We start from the raw sequence: 17,915 nt of genomic DNA on the forward strand, positions 1-17,915 counted from the left end.
GGAGCGCCCCGGAAACCCGGGCCGTCCGCTCAGGACAGCCTCTCGACGTCCCGTTCCGGACGGATCCACCCCACCGCGACCGCCCCGAACAGCACCATCACCGCCGCGGCGACGAGAAACGCCACCCGATACCCCTGCGCCGCCGTCGCCCCCGCGTCGATCAGACGCCCCGTCAGGAACGGCGCGACAAGGCCCGGCAGCGTCCCCGCCGCCGCCACGATGCCGAACACCGCGCCCCGCTGCCCGGCCGGAACCACCTCCGCCGCCGTCATGTAGTGCAGCGGAATCGCGACCGCCGACCCGCCGAAGGCCAGACCGACGAGTACGAGCCGTACCCCCGGCGCGGCCACGAACGGGAACGCCGCCATCGCGCACCCGGCCACCACGACCGCGACGCCCTGCGTCGCCCCCGTCGACCATCGGCTGCTCACCCCGCGGGACTTGAGCGCGTCCATCAGCGGCGACACGGACAGCAGCAGCACGAGCCCGAACGCCGAGATCACGCTGATCGCCGTAGCGGCGGCGGACGCCGACATGCCGAGCTGCGTCCGCAGGTACACGGGCAGCCAGGCATGGCTGACGGTGAGCGCCCAATGCGCCCCCAGCGCGCTGGCGATGCTCCCGAGCACGGTCCCGGTCAGCAGAACCCGCCGATACGGCAACCACCCCATCGCACCCCGGTCCACCGCACCCCCGTCCACCGCACCGTCACCCACCGCCCCGGCCGAGGGCGCCGAGGACTTCGAGGGCCGCGCCCCCTCCCCGTACGGCCCGTCCGTCCCGATGTGCCACCACAGGACGCCCCAGGCCGCGCTGACCACCGCGAGCGTCGCGTACGCGGAGCGCCAGCCGAAGGCCGTGATCAGCCAGGTGACCAGGGGCGCGGCGATCAGCGTGCCGAGGGCGGCGCCGCCGATCTGCAGGGCGGACGGCAGCCCGCGGCGCCCCGCCGGGAACCACTTGTACAGGGCGTGCATCGACATCGACGCCGCCGGCCCCTCCGCCGCCCCGAGCAGCACCCGGCTGGCGAGCAGCGTCCCGGCCGACGCGAACGCGAGCACGGGCAGTTGGGCGACGGCCCACATCAGCGTCATGCCGAACAGCAGCACGCGGCTGGACATCCGCGAGGAGAGGAACCCGACGACGAGCCCGGAGAGGCTGAACAGGAAGTAGAAGGAGCTGGAGATCAGGCCGTACGTGCTGTTGCTGAGGCCCAGTTCGTCCATGATCGGGACGGCGGCGAGGCCGAGTACGGACTTGTCCGCGTAGTTGACGACCATGAACGCGACGATCACGACGGTGACCAGCCAGGCCCGCCGCCGCTCGGCCTTGGAGCCGAGCCCGCCGACCGCCGCGGACGAGGCCCCGGAGCCGGCCGCGAGCAGGGCGGCCCCACTCCCCCCGGGCCCGCTCGCCCGCCCTCCTCCCCCACTTCCCGGCTCACTCACTCGCCCGCCCCCGGGCCCGCTCATACCAGCGCCTTGACGATCGCGTTCTTGTGGATCTCGGTCGTCCCGGTGACGATCCGGAACATCCGCAGGCTGCGGAAGATCTGCTCGACCTCGTGCCCGCGCGTGAGCCCCGCCTTGCCGTGGATCTGGACGGCCTGGTCGGCGACGCGGAAGCAGGCCTCGGAGGTGAACAGCTTGCACATATTGGCCTCGACGGCGATGTTCCCGCCCCGGTCGGCGCGGACCGCCGTCGCCGTCACCATGGAGCGCGCCGCGTACAGCTCGGTGGCCATGTCGGCCAGCTTGTGCTGGATCGCCTGCAGGGCGAGCAGCGGCTGCCCGAACGCGACGCGTTCCTTGGCGTACGCGACGGACAGGTCCCAGGCGCGGCGGGCGGCGCCGATCAGGGACGGGCAGTGCAGCAGCCGGTTGAGGGTGATGCGGCCGATGCCGATGCGCAGGCCCTGGCCGATCTCGCCGAGCAGGTTGGCGGCGGGCACCCGGCAGCCGTCGAGGACGATGTCGCCCTCCATCCGCTGCCCGGACATGGGAACTTCGCCGTCGAGGACGCGGCAGCCGGGGCTGTCCAGGTCGACGAGGAAGGCGCTGTAGGCCTCGTCGCTCCCGGCCATCCGCGCGACGACGATCGCGAAGTCCGCGAAGGGCGCGGCGGACGAGAACACCTTGTGGCCGTCGAGGACGTACGCGTCGCCGTCGGGGGTCGGCGTCGCGGTGGTGGTCATCCGGCGCACGTCGGAGCCCGCGTCCTGTTCCGTGATCGAGAAGCAGCAGGCGCGTTCACCGCGTACGACGGGCAGCAGATAGCGCTCCAGCTGCTCCTCGGTCGCGTACTTCACGATCGCGCCGACGCGCAGCGGCCCGCCCATGTCGCCGAGCACGGAGTGCGAGAGCGCGGCGCCGGAGGCCGTCAACTCCTCCTTGAGGGCGCAGAGTTCCGTGAGGCTCAGGTCCTGCCCGCCGAGCTCCGCGGGCAGGCTGACGCCGTAGAAGCCCAGCTCCCGGCTGCGCTTCCACACCTTTTCGAGGGTGGCCCGGTCGAGCGGGCTCTCCGGGGTGATGCCGTGCTGCCGCTCGTACGGGACGAGCTCGTCGGCGAGGTAGGCGCGGAGGCGTACGACCAGGTCCTGGAGGCGGGGGTTGTCGTCGTAGGAGGGTTCGAGGGTGTACGGCATGGGATGTTCCTCTTCGTTTTCGTTCGGGTGCGGGGTGGAGGGGGTTCAGTGGACGCGGCGGGCGGCGCCGTCCCAGTACGGTTCGCGGATCGCGCGGCGGTCGATCTTGCCGTTGGGGTTGTGCGGGAGGGCCGCGACGAAGTCGACGGAACGGGGCTTCTTCATGCGGGCCAGGCGCGCCGCGCAGAAGTCGACGACCTCCGCCTCGTCGAGCACGGCGCCCGCGCGCGGCACGACGACGGCCTTGACGGCCTCGCCCCACTGCTCGTCGGGGACGCCGACGACGGCGGCCTCGTACACGTCGGGGTGCTGGTGCAGGACGGACTCGACCTCGACGGCGTAGATGTTGAACCCGCCGGAGATGATCATGTCCTTCTTGCGGTCGACGATGAAGACATAGCCGTCGGGTCGGCGCCGGGCCAGGTCCCCGGTGCGGAACCAGCCGTCGCGGAACGACTCGGCGGTCAGCTCGGGCGCGCCCAGGTAGCCGGGGACGACGTCGGGTCCGCGGACGACGATCTCGCCGATCTCCCCGTCCGGTACGGGAGTTCCGGCGTCGTCGACGATCGCGACCTCGGCCTCGGCCTGTGCGCGGCCGCAGGAGAGCAGCAGTTCCTCGTCGTCGCCCTCGATGGCGCGGCGGTGGTCGTCGGTGGTGAGGAACAGGACGCCGGAGGTGGTCTCGCCGCAGCCGTAGCCCTGCGCGAGGACCGGCCCGAACAGCTCCCACGCCTCGCGGATGCGGCGGGGCGACATGGGCGCGGCCCCGTAGATGAGCCGCCGCAGGCTGGAGAGGTCATAGTCCCCGGCGTTCGGCAGCGCGAGCACGGTGTTGACCATGGTGGGCACGACGAACGCGTGCGTGGCGCGCTCGCGTTGGACGGTGGCGAGGAACTCCTCCGCGTCCCAGTGGGGCAGCACGATCGCGCAGCCGCCCGCGAAGAAGATCCCCATGAGCGGCATGCCGGAGGCGTGTGTGACGGGCCCGGCGAGTATCTGCCGGTCGCCGCTGCCGACGCGGGCCTCGGCGCTCATCACGGACTTCCGCATCAGAGCGAGGCGGTTGCCGTACGTCTGGGTCGCGGCCTTGAGTCGGCCGGTGGAGCCGGAGGTGAAGTGCAGGACGGCGATGTCGTCCTCCGCGCACTCCACGTCCACGGGCTCCGCCTCGTTACGAGACAGAGTGTCCAGGTATCCGGGGCCGAGGTCGCTCTCCCCGTCGTACCCGATGACCGTCTTCACGCCGCTGCCCGGCACCGCCTCGCGCGCCGCGTCCAGGTGGCCGGAGTCGAGCAGCAGGGCGGCGGCGTCGGACTCGCGCAGCAGGTGGGCGACCTCGGCGGCGCCGAGCCGTGCGTTGATCGGCACGCGGGTCAACCCGGCCTTGTAGAGCGCGATTTCGGTGACGACCAGCTCGATCCGGTTGGCGGCCAGGGTCGCGACGCGGCCTCCGGGTCCGACGCCGAGCTCGCGCAGGGCGACGGCGAGGCGGTCGCTCTGCTCGTCGAGTTCGGCGTAGCCGAGCCTGCTCGTGCCGCAGACGACGGCTTCGGCTTCGGGCTGGTGGCTGGCGGTGCGGCGCAGGTATCGACCCAGGTTCATCGCGGCTCTCCATCGATTTACATCGAGTTACCGAACAGACTGTCTTGTAACTAGCTTGGCGTGTGGCAACGTAAGGCCGGCGTTAGGGTCGGGTCAACGGCTCGTACAACGACTCGGTCAACGACCCCGGACAACGACCCCGGACAACGACCCGGTCAGCACGAGAAATCAGCGAAAGCGAAGAGGAATCAGGAATCGACGTGCAGAAGAAGCACGCAGCCGAAGCGGACCGGCCACAGGCGACGACCAGGCCCACCGTCGACCGCCGCGTACGCAGGACCCGCGCCGCCCTGCGCACGGCCCTGGTCGAACTCGTCCTGGAGAAGGGGTTCCACGCGATCACGGTCGAGGAGATCACCGACCGCGCGGACATCGGCAGGGCCACGTTCTACGCGCACTACCGCGACAAGGAGGACCTGCTGATCGGCATCGTGCGGGACCTCGCCCAGGACCGCGAACGCCTGCTGCCCGCCGTCGAACAGGCCAGGGAGCAGGGCTTCACGGGCCTGCCGGTGCTGTACATCTTCCAGCACGCCGAACAGGAGCGCCCCGTCTACCGGGTGATCCTCCGCGGCGAGGGCGACGGCCGCGCGCTGCGCGAGTTCACCGACCTGATCCGCGCCAAGGCGGAGGCCCTCTTCCGTGAACGCACCGAACAGCGCGGCGTGACACCCCGCGTCCCCCTGGACGTGGTGGCCCGCGCCTGGACCGGCGAGCTGATCGCCCTCCTGTCGTGGTGGGTCGAGTCGGACACGGGCTACTCGGCGGAGCAGATCACGGCCCACCTGCGGGACCTGTCGGTGTACGGGCGCGTGTGGGCGACGGGGCTTACGCCGGTGGACGCGCCGGGGGCGATGGATCTGTCTCGGTGAGGTGGGGACGGGGCAGCGTGGGCGGGGCCCGGCCAGCGCCCTGCCCGCCAGCCCTGCCCTGCCCTGCCCGCCAGCCCTGCCTTACGGGCCCGTCGACGGCCCGTCGAGGTCCAACCGGATCAGCCGGATCAGAGTGAGCGCCTCCGCGATCTCCACCCTCACGGTCGGTCGTACTCTGCCCAGACGGTCTTGCCCGGGCCGCCGCAGGTGCGCGGGTGCCGGCCCCAGCGGGTGGCGAGGCAGGCCACGAGGAGGAGACCCCGTCCGCCGGTTCCGAGCAGACCAGTGACATCGCTTGCGGGTTCCGGCAATTGATCGCCGCGGGTGTCGGTGACTTCGATCCGTACGGCGTCCGTGTGGGCGGCGAGCCGGAGGCGGAAGTCCCGGCCGGGAACGCGGCCGTGGAGCGCTGCGTTCGCTGCGAGCTCGGCCACGAGCAGAGTGAGGGCGTCGTGCTCGTCGGTGCCGTACGGGAAACCCCACGCGTGCAGCCGCTCGCCGCTGAGGCGACGGGCCAGCCGGGCGCCGCGCGGGGTGGAGGTGAACCGCATCTCGAACTGGGCTTCCAGGGTGCCGAGTTGAGCGGCCCGGACTTCCGTTGTGAGGTTGGTCGTCATGGCTCCACGGTGCGGCCCGGTGGCCTAGCGTGACTATGGGTGGCGCGCTGTCACGACGGCTCTGCACGCGGGGGCAGTGCGCGTTGTACGCGGTGGGAAGGGCGGGCGCGATGGAGCACGAGGAACAGGGCGGGGAGCTGGGCGAGCACCCTGAGGACGAGCCCGGCTCGGGTGTGGTGGTGGCGTTCGGGCGGCAGTTGAAGGCGCTGCGGTTGCGGGCGGGGCTCGACCGCGCGGAGTTCGGAAGGCGCGTGGGGTACGCGGCCCAGTCGGTGGCGTCGTTCGAGCAGGGGCGGAGGATTCCGCCGCCGGGGTTCATCGATCGGGCGGATGAAGTCCTGGATGCGCGGGGGGTGTTGACCGCGATGAAGGAGGAGGTGGGACGGGCTCAGTATCCGGCGTTCTTCCGGGATGCGGCACGCCTGGAGGCCGAAGCGGACGAATTGTTCTTGTACGCGGTGCAAGCCGTGCCCGGCCTCCTGCAGACCGAGGAGTACATGCGGGCCCTCCTCGCGATGCGTCGCCCACTGTTGGACGAGGACACGATCGAACAGCGAGTCACCGCTCGCATCAGCCGCCAAGACATCTTCAGCAGGTGGCCTGCACCGCTCATGAGCTTCGTTGTCGAGGAAGCAGTGCTCCGACGCCCGTTCGGAGGGAGGCCTGTGCTGCGCGGAGTACTTGAGCAGATCCTTCTGGTCAGCCACAAACGCAACGTCGAGATCCAGGCCATGCCGACCGATCGCGAGGACAACGCAGGCGTGGACGGGCCGTTCACCCTGATCACCCGCAAGAACGGCGACCAGTTCGCGTATCTGGAGGTGCAGGGCCGCAGCATCCTGCTCACCGACCGCAACGAGGTCCGTTCCGTGGCTGCGCGTTATGGGATCATCCGATCCCAGGCCCTCACGCCAGGCGAGACCACAGATTTCATCGAGAAGTTGCTGGGAGAGCTATGAACGCCGAACCCTTCCCGTCCGCTGCATCGGAACTCACCTGGCGCAAGAGCAGTTACAGCGGGGCCGAAGGCGGCGAATGCGTCGAGGTGGCCGCCACCGGCAGCGGGGTACACATCAGGGACTCCAAGCGAACCCTGGACAGCCCCATCCTCACCGTCGGACACGACGCATGGGCCGGGTTCATCGACCTGGCTTCGTCGCGACAGGCTTAGGGAGAGCGATGAACGCTGGACGCTCCTCGTCCACCACACCGGAACTCACCTGGCGCAAGAGCAGCTACAGCACGGGCGGAGGCGGCGAATGCGTGGAGGTCGCGACCACCGGCAGCGCCGTGCACATCAGGGACTCGAAGAGAGCCCTCGATGGCCCCGTCCTCACCGTTGGATACGACGCATGGGCCGGGTTCGTCGACCTGGCATCGACGCGGCAAGCCCAGGGAGAGCTATGAACGCCAAACATTCCCTGTCCACTACACCGGAACTCACCTGGCGAAAGAGCAGCTACAGCGGGGCCGAAGGCGGCCAATGTGTCGAGGTGGCCGCCACCCCCGATGCCGTGCACATCCGGGACTCCAAGAGGCCACTTACCCGCCCCACCCTGGCCGTTGGACGCGAAGCATGGGCCGGATTCGTCAACCTGGCCACCAAGTCGCCGCCGTAAAGCGAACGCACCGCGGGCCCGCGTACACCACCCGGTGTACGCGGGCCCGCGCACGACTCACTCCCCCTCGGCCAGCCCCGTCTCCCGCCGGATCATGCGCCAAGCAGCACGGCGCGCGCTGCGGTCGAGGTTGGACTTGAAGCTCTGGTCAGCACCGAAGTAACGCTTGCCGAGGCTGTCCACGGTGGAGACGTGATCCATCAAGGACGACCTTGCCCTTGCGGTCCGGCGACTTCCGGTTCGTGAGGATCCAGAACCCTTGTACAGCAGGTCCGAGCTGTCGAGCCGCTTGATCTGCTGCGCGAACTCGCACTTCTCCAGGACCTCGCGGGCGTTCTCCGAGAAGGCACCCACGTACACCTGAAGGTTCTTGGCCGCGTTCTTCGGGTCGTCGGCGATCTTCTTCAGGGTGAGGCCGGACCGGTTGTGACGGGCTGCGGCACCAGGCCCACCGGCACAGGCCGCACCCCGTCACCGCGGCTCCGCTCAAGCCCCGGCAGCCAGCAGCGCGAGGCCGCCCCATGCCCCACGCCCACTCACGCCCACTCACGGCCATCAGGGCCTGGACGAATCCATCGGGGTTAATTAGGTTAGCCTTACCTCACCGATCGGGGGAGGTCGCTTCGGTGGCCCCTCCCAGGGGAAAGGGCCGCCCCAGCGCCCCTCCCCCGCCCCAACCTGCCCCGCCCCGCAAGGAGTTCACCTTGAGCGCCGCCGCAGACCTCGAACTGCCCGAGCAGACCGCCGCGGAGCGCGTACGCTCCCTCCTCGCCCAGGCCGTCTCCCTGTCCCTGACCACGGACGGGCAGGACTACGACCTCATCGGCATGCACTCCGTCGGCAGCAAGGGGCAGATCACCCTGCACCCGCAGCCCGACACCCCGCTCGCCGCGCAGATCGCCGCGGCGCCCCGTGGCACGCTCGCCGCGCTCCTCGACTTCACCGACATCGCCCCGACCGCGCTCCGCGACCGCGTACGGGCCCGCGTCACGATCTCCGGCTGGCTGGCCCCGGCCGACGACGGCTCGCTCCGCCTCGACCTGGCCCGCGTCACCCTGCGCACGCCGACCGGCACGCACGAGGTGGGCCTGGACGAGTACGCCCTCGCGGAGGCCGACCCGCTCGCCGTCGAGGAAGCGGCGATGCTCACCCATCTCGCCGACGCGCACGACGACATGGTCGTCGACCTGCTCCTCCGCTCCGGCTCCCGCCTCCCCTACGGCGTCCAACGCACCCTCCCCCTCGCCGTGGACCGGTACGGCATCACGCTGCGCTGCGAGTACCGCGAGGGCCACTGCGACCTGCGCCTCCTCTTCCCGGCCACGGCCCGCGACGCGGTCCACGCGGGCGAACAGGTCAGGCGGCTGCTGACCCTGCCCCCGCCGTCCCCGAACTGCGACCACCGGCACCGCGGTTGGTCCTCGGTCAAGGGCTGAGGCCCGGTGCGCGCGCCGGCGCAGGCGACGACCGCGGAGAGCAACAAGTGACCGTTCCCACCACGGTCGTGGCCCTGATCAATCCCAACACCTCGCAGGCCACCACCGACATGATGGCCGCCGTCGCCCGCCGCACCCTGCGCCCCGACGACGGCTACGACGTACGCGGCCTCACCGTCGCCGAGGGCCCCGCGATGCTGGTGACCGAGGACCGGCTGCTCGCCTCGGCACCCCAGGTCGTACGGGCCGCGCAGCGGGCGCTCGCCGGGCCGGACGGCGCGCGCGTCGGGGCGTTCGTGGTGAGCGCGTTCGGCGACCCGGGCGTGCCGGCACTGCGCGCGCTCACGGACGTGCCGGTCGTCGGCATCGCCGAGGCCGCCATGGCCGAGGCCGCCGCGTCCGGCCGCCGCTTCGGCATCGCCACGACCACCCCGGACCTGACCGCCGCGATCGCCGAACGCGTCGACCGGCTCGGCTGGTCCGGCCAGTACACCGGCATCCGCCTCACCCCCGGCGATCCGCTCCGGCTCGCCGCGTCCCCGGACGAGATGACGGACCGTCTGGCGGCGGCTGTCGAGGCCTGCGTCACGGAGGACGGCGCCGAAGCGGTCGTCATCGGCGGCGGCCCGCTCGGCGAGTCCGCCGAGGCCCTCCGCGACCGTTTCCCGGTCCCGGTGATCGGCCCGATCCCGGCGGCGTGCGCGCGCGTACGGGCGTTGCTCGAAGGGGGAGGGCAGAACTCGCCATGAACAGGCCCCGACCAGCCCCGACCAACCCCGAATAGCCCTGAACAGGGTGGCCCCCGACGGCCCGCCCCCACGCACGCGGGGCGGGCCGTCGGGTCTGTGCGTCTCAGGCCGAAGCCGTGACCAGGCGGTCGAGTGCGCCGTCCTTGGCCTGGGCCACCAGGTCGGCGAACTGGTCCTCGCTCATCTGCACCTGCTGACCGAAGTCGTCGGTGATGCGCACGCGCTTGTCCGCGGGCGCGTCGGCGTCGACGAACAGCTGCGGGCAGCCGCAGTCGCATTTGCCGCAGAAGGTCGCGATCGGTTCCGGGGTCCTGTCGGGCATCAGTGCCACCTCGTCGTTTCGGGGTGTGGGGTGGATGTCTCGCGTACCGGCTGGTCGTACCGGCACGACAAAGACTGCCCAACTGCCCGCGCGGGCCAAACGGCTTGCGCTCCCGTGCGCCGGTCGAGCTCCGGCGTGCGACGCGCCGGACCCCTTACGCCGGAACGGGGTCCGGCGCGGGGAGGAGTTCCCGCGCCACCTGCTCCACCAGCAGCTCCCGCATGGTGCTCACCGTCATGCCGCGCACCCCGGTCAGGACCTGGATCGCCGCCCCGTCGGTGAGGGCGGTCAGCCGCAGCGCGACCACGTCCGGGTCAGCGTCCTCGCGGAAGACGCCCTGGCGCTGTCCGCGCCGCGCGATCCGGCGGACCGTGTCCTGCCAGCGGTCGTAGTACTCGTTGTGCGCCGGGCGGAACTCGGGGCGGATCGCCGCCTCCGCCCAGTACTGCAGCCAGATCGACCACTCGTCGCGGACCTGGCCGAGGCGCGGCAGCTGCAGGTCGATGAGTTTCAGCATCCGCGCGTGCGCGTCGTCGATGGCCCGCAGTTCCGTGCTCTGCCGCGCGAAGGCCCGGCTCACGCAGTACTTCAGGGCCTCCGCGAGGACGTCGTTCTTGCCGGGGAAGTGGTAGTGCACCGTGCCCGTGCTGGTGCCGCAGGCGCGCGCGATGTCCGCGATGCGTACGGAGTGGAAGCCGCGCTCGGCGATGAGCTGCCAGGTCGCCTCCAGAATGCGGCGCCGCCGGTCGTCGTCCCCCGCGCCGGGGCCGGGGCCGCTTCCGGCACCCGTGGCGTTCCCGGCACCTGTGGCGTTCCCATCGCCCGTGGCGTTCCCGGTGCCCGTGGCGTTCCCGGTGCTCCGCGTGGTCATCGAACCGCTCCGTTTCTCGTCCTGCGCCCTCTCCGCCGCACGGGCGGAGGTCATCATCGCAGAGCCGGGCGATCCGGCCGGAGTCTGACCGGTGCGTCAGTTCGCCTCCGCATGGTGGGGCATCCCCAATCCCCTTGGCAAGAGCGGAAATCAATCTCGCCTCACCCCTTGACGGCCGATGTGTTGCGGTGGCTGACTGACGCATCAGTCAATCGCAACATCGGTGGCCCGCAGACCCTCAGGAGGCGCTGTGCGCATCAACTCCCCCCTGCCGTACTCCCTGCCGTACTCCGGCGTCCTCAGGCCGGACGTGCACACCGGCCGCACGGCCCTGGTGACCGGCGGCGGCACCGGCATCGGCCGGGCAACGGCCCTGGCCCTGGCGGCGGCCGGCGCGCGGGTCCTGGTGTGCGGCCGACGGCCCGAACCGCTGGCCCAGGTCGTCGAGGAGATCGAGTCCTTCGGCGGCACGGCCCTCGCGATGCCGGCCGACATCCGGGACCCGGAGCAGGTCACCGCGGTGGTCGACCGGGCCCTCGACGCCTTCGGCCGGATCGACGTCCTGGTCAACAACGCAGGCGGCCAGTTCTCCGCCCCCGCCGAGGAGATCACCCCGAACGGCTGGCGCGCGGTGCACCGCCTGGCCGTCGACGCGACCTGGGCCGTGACCCGCGAGGTGGCCCGGCGCGCGATGATCCCGCAGGGCGGCGGCGCGGTGTTCTTCATCGCGTTCTCGCCGCGCCGCGGCATCCCCGGCTTCGCGCACGCCGCCGCGGCGCGGGCCGCGGTGGAGAACCTGGCGGCGGGCCTGAGCCTGGAGTGGAGCCGGTACGGCATCCGTACGGTGTGCGTGGCCCCCGGCACGATCGCCACCGACGGGCTCGACGGCAACTACTCCGCCGAGGACCGCGAGCGCTGGGCCCGTTCCGTGCCGCTCGGCCGCCTCGGCACCCCGGACGACGTGGCCGGCGTGCTGTCCTTCCTCGCCTCGCCGGGCGGCGCGTACGTCACGGGCACCACGGTCGTCGTGGACGGCGGCGCGGACGCGTGGGGCGCGGGCCATCCGGTGCCGGACCTCGCTAAGGAGCCGGAGCCGGGGACGGTGCCCGAGCCGGTGTGAGCCGCGCGGGCCTCGGGGTCCGCTTCCTCGCCGCTCCACCCGTCGCCCCTCCGGCCCGCACGCAGCACGCCGTACGCCGTACCCCCGCAGCCGTACGTCCGTAGGCCCGTAAGCCCGCACGCACCACCCAGCCCCACCCAGCCCTGCCCTGCCCTGCCCTGCCCTGCCCTGCCCTGCCCTGCCCCGCACCCGCCGCCCCCGGAGGCCCTCATGACCGTCGACGCAGCGCACCCGACACCGCCCCTTCCCGACCACCGGCCCCACCCGGGCCCCGGCACGCCCCGCGATCTGCGCGCCCTGTTCACGCCCAACGCCGTCGCCGTCGTCGGGGCCAGCAACGACACCTCCAAGTGGGGCAACTGGATCAGCGTGCAGGCGCTGCGGATGCGTGAGCGCCGGCCGGTGTTCCTGGTCAACCGGCGCGGTGAGCCCGTGCTCGGGCAGCCCGTGTACCCGTCGATGGCCGCGCTGCCCCAGCAGGTGGACCTCGCCGTGATCGCCGTACCGGCCGCCGGGTTCGAGGCCGCCGTCGACGACGCGCTCGGGGCCGGTGCCAAGGCCGTCGTGGCGATCACCGCCGGGTTCGCGGAGACCGGGCGGGAGGGCCGGGAGCTGCAGACGCGGCTCGCGGAACGTGTGCGCGCCGCCGGAGCCGTACTGCTCGGGCCCAACTGCCTCGGGGTGCTCGACAGCAGCAGCGGGCTCCACCTGTCGTCCAACGCGCTGCCGCCCGGACCCGTGGGCCTCATCTCGCAGAGCGGCAACATGGCCCTGGAACTCAGCCGCATCCTCGCCGAACGCGGCCTCGGCTTCTCCCGGTTCGCCTCCCTCGGCAACCAGGCCGACCTCACCGTCGCCGACCTGATCCGCGCCTACACCGTGCACCCCGAGACCGAGCTGATCGCCGTCTACAGCGAGGACTTCGGGGACGGCCGGGACTTCGTCGCCGCGGCCGCCGAGGCCAACGCCGTCGGCAAACCCGTCGTCCTGCTCACCATCGGGGCCAGCGCCGCCTCCGTACGCGGCGCCCAGTCCCACACGGGGGCCCTGGCCAGCGACAGCTCCGTCATCGATGCCGCCTGCCGGGCGGGCGGCATCGACCGGGTGGCCAGCCCGCGCCAGATGGCCGGACTGCTGGAATCCCTGCACCTGTTCGGCGCCGCCCCGGCCCGCCGTACCGCCGTGCTCGCCGACGGCGGCGGGCACGCCTCCGTCGCCAGCGACCTCGCCGAGGCGCACGGACTGACCGTCCCGGAGTTCTCCCCCGGCCTCGCCGCCGGCCTGCGCGCCGAGATCGGCCCGTCCGCGGGCGTCGGCAACCCCGTCGACCTCGCGGGCGCGGGCGAGCGGGACATCACCTCGTTCGCCCGCACCCTGCGCGTACTCCTCGACGCCCCCGAGGTCGAATCGGTCCTGGTCACCGGCTACTTCGGCGGATACGGCGAGTACGGGCCAGACCTTGCCGCCGCCGAACTCGCGGCCGCCGCCGAGATGGGCGAGCTTGTCCGGCACCGCGCCAAGCCGGTCGCCGTGCACACGATGTACCACCAGAGCGCCGCCGCCGAGGAGTTGCAGCGGCTCGGCGTCCCCGTGTTCCGGGCCGTGGAGGAGGCCGCGCGCAGCCTCGGCATGCTCGTCCGGCACGCCCCCGTCGCCCCGGCGATCCGCGAACTGCCCGCCCCCGCCGCACCGTTGACGGACGACGGCTACTGGACCGCCCGCGAACTGATGCGCACCGCGGGCGTCGACTTCCCGGCGGCCCGTCTCGTCGGCACGCCCGACGAGGCGGTCGAGGCGGCCCGCGCGATCGGCGGCCCTGTCGTCGTCAAGGCGCTCGGGCTGCTGCACAAGTCGGACGCGGGCGGCGTCGCCCTCGGCCTGAGCACCCCGGAGGCCGTGCACGCGGCCGTCGCCGACATGGCCGACCGTCTCGCCCCGCCCGGCTACTGCGTCGAGGCGATGGCCGACCTGAGCGAGGGCGTCGAACTCATCGTCGGCGTACGGCAGGACCCGCGCTTCGGGCCCGTCGCGATGGTCGGCCTCGGCGGGATCACCACCGAGGTGCTGCGCGACGTCGCCTTCGGCCTCGCCCCGCTCACCCCCGCCGCCGCCCGCCGGCTCCTGGACGAGCTGCACGCGAAGGCCCTGCTCTACGGGGTGCGCGGCCGTCCTGCGGTCGACCTGGACGCGGTCGCCCGTACCGTCGCCGCGATCACCGAGGCCGCCGCCGCGCACCCGGAGGTCGCCGAGCTGGAAGTCAACCCGCTGCTCGCCACCCCGCACGGCTGCCTCGGCCTGGACGCCCGGGTCGTCCTGGCCTGAGCCCCCACCCGAACCCGTATCCGTACGCCCGTACGCCCGTACGCCCGTAAGCCCGTAAGCCCGTAAACCTCAACTCAGGAGGACACCGTGGAGTTCGCCCTCACCCCCCGGCTCGCCGAGCTCAAGGAGCGCGCCGCCTCGCTCACCGGCAAGATCATGCCGTACGAGGACGCCTGCGAGAACGACAACGGCCTCTCGCCGGAAGCCCACGCCGCGATCCGCGAGGAGGTGCTCGCGCACGGTCTGCAGGCCGTCAACATGCCCGTCGAGTGGGGTGGCGCCGGGCTGTCCGTCCTGGAGCAGGTCGTCGTCCAGGACGAGCTCGGCAAGCTCACCAACGCCCTGTGGGACGCGGTCTGGCGGCCCGCCAACTGCCTGCGCGCCTGCACCCCGGAGCAGCGGGAGCGCTATCTGGTCCCGGACATCCTCGGCAACCGCCGCGACGCCGTCGCCATCACCGAGGAGCACGCGGGATCGGACCCGTCCCGGATCACCACGACCGCCACCCGGGACGGCGACGGGTACGTCATCAACGGCGAGAAGTGGTTCGTCACCGTCGGCGACGTCGCGGACTTCCTGATCGTCCTCGCCTACGTGCGACCGGACGACCAGCCGACGATGTTCCTCGTCGACAAGGACACCCCCGGCATCTCCGTGAAGCGCACCCCGCGCTACACCCACACCTTCGTGTACGAGCACCCGGAGTTCGTCTTCGAGGACGTCCGCGTCGGACCGGAGGCCGTGCTCGGGCGGATCGGCGAGGGCTACGACCTGACGCGCGACTGGTTCACCGAGGAGCGCCTGATGATCGCGGCCCGCACCATCGGCGCCGCGGAGCGCGCGCTGCGCCTCGCCGTCGACTGGGCCAAGGAGCGCGAGCAGGGCGGCGACCTCCTCATCAACCGCCAGATGATCCAGGCGTACATCGCCGACTCGGTCACCGAGATCGCCACCAACCGGGCGTTCACGCACCAGGTGGCCTGGGAGTTCGACCAGGGCGGCGACCGCAAGACGCTGCACGCCAAGGCGGCCACCGCGAAGCTCGCCGCGTCCGAGGCGTCCAACCGGATCGTGGACCGCTGCCTGCAGATCTTCGGCGGCCGCGGCTACATGCGGGAGAACGCGGTCGAGCGGCTGTGGCGCGAGCTGCGCGTCGACCGCATCTGGGAGGGCACCTCCGAGGTCCAGCGCCTGGTCATCGCGAACGAGACCGCCAAGCGCGGCCTGGACGACCTGCTGTCCTTCACCACCGGCTGACCCGCCCGTCCGACCTCGGGGCCGCCGCCCTTCTCGTACGGCGGCGTCCCCCGTCCCACGACCGGAGACGCCCCGCCATGGCTTCCACCACCACCGCACCCGCCGTGACCGACGGCACCGTCACCGTCCGACTCCTCGGTGAACAGCGGGACATCGCGCTGCTCACCCTCGACCGCCCGCGCAAGCTCAACGCGCTCTCCACGCACATGGAGGCCGCGCTCCTCGACGCCCTGCGCAGCAGTGATGTCACAGAGTGTCGTGCCGTCGTCGTCACCGGCACCGAGCGCGCCTTCTCGGCCGGTGCCGACACGGGCGAGCTGCGCGACATGACGCCGCAGGCGATCGCCGCGTACTACCGCGGGTCGGGCGCGGTGTACGAGGAGTTCGCGGCGCTCCCGCAGCCCACGGTCGCCGCGATCAGCGGCTACTGCATGGGCGGCGGCCTCGAACTCGCCCTCGCCGCCGACTTCCGGATCGCCGCACCCGGCGCCGTGTTCGCCCTGCCCGAGGTGGGCCTCGGCATCCTGCCCGGCTCCGGCGGCATCGCCCGTCTCGTACGCGAGGTCGGCCCGGCCCGCACCCGCGACCTGGTGCTGCGCGGCCGCCGCTTCGACGCTCAGGAGGCGTACGCCTGGGGCCTGTTGACCGAGGTCGCCGAAGGCCCCGGGGCCGTGACCGAGCGCGCCCTGGCCCTCGCCGCCGAGCTCACCGCCCACACGCCGCTCACCCTCGCCCTCGCCAAGCAGGTCGTGGACGCGGCGGCGGACGCCCCGAAGGAGACGGCGCTGCTCCTCGAACACCTCGCGTACGCGGCCCTCAACCGCACCGGCTGAGCCGCGCCGCACCGCACAACAGGGGGACCCAGCCACCGAACGCGACCACGACCACCGCACCGCCCGACGCCCGTCCGACGCCCGCCCGATGCCCGTCCGCCGCCCGCCCGATGCCCGTCCGCCGCCCAGGAGGTCCACCCCATGACAGTCGCCACATCGAGCACGGGGCAGTCCCCGCAGCAACCGGAACCCGGACCCACGTCCACGTCCACGGGCACGGGCAAGCGGCCCGTCGTCGAGACCCGGTCCATCGACTACGTACCGCTCGCCGAGCGCCACGGAAAAGTCTGGCACCTCTTCCCGGTGTGGTTCGCTGGCGACGCGCACCTGGCCACCGTCGCCACCGGCGCGATCGGCGTCGCCCTCGGCGGCAACCTCATCTGGACGGCGATCGCCATCGTCCTCGGCAACGCCCTCGGCACGTTCTTCATGGCGTTCCACTCCACGCAGGGGCCGCAGCTGGGACTGCCCCAAATGGTGCAGTCCCGGCCGCAGTTCGGCTTCGTGGGGGCGCTGCTCGTCTGGATCGTCGCGCTGGTCACGTACATCGGCTACACGGCGTTCAACCAGGTGCTCGTCGGCTCCACCATGGAGCACCTGGCCGGCACGCCCGCGGGCGTCAGCTACATCGCGTACGCGGCGATCGCCATCGTCCTGGCGATCGTCGGCTACGACTTCATCCACCGGGCGTCGCGCTGGCTGACGTATCTGATGACGGCGGGCCTCGTCGTCTTCTCCGTGGGTGTCCTGGTCGTGGCGCCGTTCTCCGCCGACCAGCTGGACCTCGGCGCCTTCGCGCTCGCCCCGTTCCTGATCCAGCTGTTCCACGCGGCGGTGTACCAGCTGTCCTGGTCGATCTACGTGTCCGACTACTCCCGCTATCTCCCGCCGACCGTGGGCGTGCGCTCCTCGTTCTGGTGGACGTATCTCGGCGCGGGTTTCGGCGGTACGTGGATGATGCTGGTCGGCGCGGTCGCGGCGGGGCTGTTCCCGAAGCTGGGGCTCGTGGAGCAGATCATCCACGCCGGTGACACCGTGCTCCCCGGCCTCGGCGTGACGCTGCTGCTGATGTCCGTCGCCCCGCTCATCACCATCGGCACCCTCAACTTCTACGGCGGCAGCCTGACCCTGCTGTCCTCCGTCGACTCGGTGAAGCGCATCCCGCTCACCCTGACGTCCCGGATCGTGACGCTGCTCGTCCTCGGCGTGGCCTCCACCGCCCTGGCGTTCAGCTCCAACGACGACTTCCTCACCACATTCGGGCACTTCCTGATCGTGCTCGGCATGCTGTTCACGCCGTGGACCGCCGTGAACCTGGTCGACTTCTACGTGGTGCGCCGCGGCCACTACTCGATCCGCGAGATCTTCAACCCCCAGGGAATCTACGGCCGTTGGAACTGGCGCGGCCTCACCGCGTACGGCGTCGGCTTCGTCGCCATGCTGCCGTTCGCGGTCATCGGCGACCTGCAGGGGCCGCTCGCCCACTGGGTGCGCGGCGCCGACGTCACGATGCTCGTCGGCCTCGCCGTGTCGGCCGTCCTGTACCTCGTCCTGTGCCGCTCCCTCGACATCGACGCCGAACGCGCGGCGGTCGAGGCGGCCGACGAGGGCCTGGAGCCGGGCCCCGTACACCCCAACTGACCGTGGACCG

At 72.0% G+C, this 17,915-nt stretch carries 18 protein-coding genes and 1 pseudogene; 12 read left to right on the top strand and 7 right to left on the bottom strand.

Annotated elements, in window-relative coordinates; genetic code table 11:
* Positions 1-29: 29 nt before the first annotated feature.
* From QIS99_RS08580 to QIS99_RS08590, 3 genes are read right to left on the bottom strand one after another with little or no spacing between them, the layout of a single operon-like run.
* The gene (locus tag QIS99_RS08580; protein ID WP_282512075.1) at positions 30-1,448 is read right to left on the bottom strand and encodes an MFS transporter; all 1,419 of its coding nucleotides are present in this window, start codon (positions 1,446-1,448) and stop codon (positions 30-32) included.
* A 20-nt stretch (positions 1,449-1,468) separates the two neighbouring features.
* Positions 1,469-2,644, bottom strand: a complete 1,176-nt coding sequence (locus QIS99_RS08585) for an acyl-CoA dehydrogenase family protein (protein ID WP_282512076.1) — start codon at positions 2,642-2,644, stop codon at positions 1,469-1,471.
* A gap of 45 nt (positions 2,645-2,689) precedes the next feature.
* Positions 2,690-4,246: an acyl-CoA synthetase gene (locus QIS99_RS08590; RefSeq protein ID WP_282512077.1), complete on the bottom strand. Its 1,557-nt coding sequence runs from the start codon at positions 4,244-4,246 to the stop codon at positions 2,690-2,692.
* Between the two features lie 200 nt (positions 4,247-4,446).
* Between QIS99_RS08590 and QIS99_RS08595 the strand changes: the two genes are divergently transcribed.
* Positions 4,447-5,118 (top strand): TetR/AcrR family transcriptional regulator, encoded by a 672-nt coding sequence (locus QIS99_RS08595; protein ID WP_282512078.1) that lies wholly within the window; start codon positions 4,447-4,449, stop codon positions 5,116-5,118.
* 158 nt (positions 5,119-5,276) lie between these two features.
* On the opposite strand, the gene QIS99_RS08600 is transcribed toward QIS99_RS08595, so the two are convergent.
* Positions 5,277-5,735 (bottom strand): ATP-binding protein, encoded by a 459-nt coding sequence (locus QIS99_RS08600; RefSeq protein ID WP_282512079.1) that lies wholly within the window; start codon positions 5,733-5,735, stop codon positions 5,277-5,279.
* Between the two features lie 110 nt (positions 5,736-5,845).
* Here QIS99_RS08600 and QIS99_RS08605 point away from each other — a divergent pair, with 110 nt between their 5' ends.
* From QIS99_RS08605 to QIS99_RS08620, 4 genes are read left to right on the top strand one after another with little or no spacing between them, the layout of a single operon-like run.
* On the top strand, positions 5,846-6,694 hold the full coding sequence (locus QIS99_RS08605) for a helix-turn-helix domain-containing protein (protein ID WP_282512080.1): 849 nt from the start codon (positions 5,846-5,848) through the stop codon (positions 6,692-6,694).
* Complete coding sequence (locus QIS99_RS08610) at positions 6,691-6,906, top strand: DUF397 domain-containing protein (RefSeq protein WP_282512081.1); 216 nt, start codon at positions 6,691-6,693, stop codon at positions 6,904-6,906. Before QIS99_RS08605 ends, QIS99_RS08610 begins: the two co-directional genes overlap by 4 nt.
* 8 nt (positions 6,907-6,914) lie before the next feature.
* The gene (locus QIS99_RS08615; RefSeq protein WP_282512082.1) at positions 6,915-7,142 is read left to right on the top strand and encodes a DUF397 domain-containing protein; all 228 of its coding nucleotides are present in this window, start codon (positions 6,915-6,917) and stop codon (positions 7,140-7,142) included.
* Positions 7,139-7,354, top strand: coding sequence for a DUF397 domain-containing protein (locus QIS99_RS08620; RefSeq protein WP_282512083.1), 216 nt, complete (start codon positions 7,139-7,141; stop codon positions 7,352-7,354). The genes QIS99_RS08615 and QIS99_RS08620 overlap by 4 nt, the downstream gene beginning before the upstream one ends.
* A 249-nt stretch (positions 7,355-7,603) precedes the next feature.
* Here QIS99_RS08620 and QIS99_RS32305 read toward each other — a convergent pair.
* Positions 7,604-7,783: pseudogene (locus QIS99_RS32305) on the bottom strand (hypothetical protein); the annotation flags it as partial.
* Positions 7,784-8,058: 275 nt separating this feature from the next.
* Between QIS99_RS32305 and QIS99_RS08630 the strand changes: the two are divergent.
* On the top strand, positions 8,059-8,790 hold the full coding sequence (locus QIS99_RS08630) for a DUF2470 domain-containing protein (RefSeq protein WP_282512085.1): 732 nt from the start codon (positions 8,059-8,061) through the stop codon (positions 8,788-8,790).
* A gap of 47 nt (positions 8,791-8,837) precedes the next feature.
* Complete coding sequence (locus QIS99_RS08635; protein WP_282512086.1) at positions 8,838-9,539, top strand: aspartate/glutamate racemase family protein; 702 nt, start codon at positions 8,838-8,840, stop codon at positions 9,537-9,539.
* Between the two features lie 103 nt (positions 9,540-9,642).
* Here QIS99_RS08635 and QIS99_RS08640 read toward each other — a convergent pair whose 3' ends face one another.
* Positions 9,643-9,861 carry a hypothetical protein gene (locus QIS99_RS08640; RefSeq protein WP_282512087.1) on the bottom strand — a complete coding sequence of 73 codons (219 nt, stop codon included), beginning with the start codon at positions 9,859-9,861 and terminating at the stop codon, positions 9,643-9,645.
* 154 nt (positions 9,862-10,015) lie between these two features.
* Complete coding sequence (locus QIS99_RS08645; RefSeq protein ID WP_282512088.1) at positions 10,016-10,732, bottom strand: TetR/AcrR family transcriptional regulator; 717 nt, start codon at positions 10,730-10,732, stop codon at positions 10,016-10,018.
* Between the two features lie 250 nt (positions 10,733-10,982).
* Here QIS99_RS08645 and QIS99_RS08650 point away from each other — a divergent pair, with 250 nt between their 5' ends.
* The 5 genes from QIS99_RS08650 to QIS99_RS08670 all read left to right on the top strand — a co-directional run bounded on the left by QIS99_RS08650 (position 10,983) and on the right by QIS99_RS08670 (position 17,905).
* Positions 10,983-11,852 (top strand): SDR family NAD(P)-dependent oxidoreductase, encoded by an 870-nt coding sequence (locus QIS99_RS08650; protein WP_282512089.1) that lies wholly within the window; start codon positions 10,983-10,985, stop codon positions 11,850-11,852.
* A gap of 210 nt (positions 11,853-12,062) precedes the next feature.
* Positions 12,063-14,174: an acetate--CoA ligase family protein gene (locus tag QIS99_RS08655; RefSeq protein WP_282512090.1), complete on the top strand. Its 2,112-nt coding sequence runs from the start codon at positions 12,063-12,065 to the stop codon at positions 14,172-14,174.
* A gap of 87 nt (positions 14,175-14,261) precedes the next feature.
* Positions 14,262-15,431 carry an acyl-CoA dehydrogenase family protein gene (locus QIS99_RS08660; protein WP_282512091.1) on the top strand — a complete coding sequence of 390 codons (1,170 nt, stop codon included), beginning with the start codon at positions 14,262-14,264 and terminating at the stop codon, positions 15,429-15,431.
* A 77-nt stretch (positions 15,432-15,508) separates the two neighbouring features.
* Positions 15,509-16,264, top strand: a complete 756-nt coding sequence (locus QIS99_RS08665; RefSeq protein WP_282512092.1) for an enoyl-CoA hydratase/isomerase family protein — start codon at positions 15,509-15,511, stop codon at positions 16,262-16,264.
* 141 nt (positions 16,265-16,405) lie between these two features.
* The gene (locus QIS99_RS08670; RefSeq protein ID WP_282512093.1) at positions 16,406-17,905 is read left to right on the top strand and encodes a purine-cytosine permease family protein; all 1,500 of its coding nucleotides are present in this window, start codon (positions 16,406-16,408) and stop codon (positions 17,903-17,905) included.
* Positions 17,906-17,915 lie beyond the last annotated feature (10 nt).

It is taken from the genome of Streptomyces solicavernae (assembly GCF_029968095.1).
In the GTDB taxonomy this organism is placed as follows: Bacteria; Actinomycetota; Actinomycetes; order Streptomycetales; family Streptomycetaceae; genus Streptomyces; species Streptomyces solicavernae.

Coding starts and splice junctions, on each gene's coding strand:
- QIS99_RS08640 (WP_282512087.1), bottom strand. CDS start 9,861: ATGCCCGACAGGACCCCGGAACCGATCGCGACCTTCTGCGGCAAATGC.
- QIS99_RS08665 (WP_282512092.1), top strand. CDS start 15,509: ATGGCTTCCACCACCACCGCACCCGCCGTGACCGACGGCACCGTCACC.
- QIS99_RS08600 (WP_282512079.1), bottom strand. CDS start 5,735: ATGACGACCAACCTCACAACGGAAGTCCGGGCCGCTCAACTCGGCACC.
- QIS99_RS08620 (WP_282512083.1), top strand. CDS start 7,139: ATGAACGCCAAACATTCCCTGTCCACTACACCGGAACTCACCTGGCGA.
- QIS99_RS08585 (WP_282512076.1), bottom strand. CDS start 2,644: ATGCCGTACACCCTCGAACCCTCCTACGACGACAACCCCCGCCTCCAG.
- QIS99_RS08670 (WP_282512093.1), top strand. CDS start 16,406: ATGACAGTCGCCACATCGAGCACGGGGCAGTCCCCGCAGCAACCGGAA.
- QIS99_RS08615 (WP_282512082.1), top strand. CDS start 6,915: ATGAACGCTGGACGCTCCTCGTCCACCACACCGGAACTCACCTGGCGC.
- QIS99_RS08590 (WP_282512077.1), bottom strand. CDS start 4,246: ATGAACCTGGGTCGATACCTGCGCCGCACCGCCAGCCACCAGCCCGAA.
- QIS99_RS08605 (WP_282512080.1), top strand. CDS start 5,846: ATGGAGCACGAGGAACAGGGCGGGGAGCTGGGCGAGCACCCTGAGGAC.
- QIS99_RS08610 (WP_282512081.1), top strand. CDS start 6,691: ATGAACGCCGAACCCTTCCCGTCCGCTGCATCGGAACTCACCTGGCGC.
- QIS99_RS08645 (WP_282512088.1), bottom strand. CDS start 10,732: ATGACCACGCGGAGCACCGGGAACGCCACGGGCACCGGGAACGCCACG.
- QIS99_RS08655 (WP_282512090.1), top strand. CDS start 12,063: ATGACCGTCGACGCAGCGCACCCGACACCGCCCCTTCCCGACCACCGG.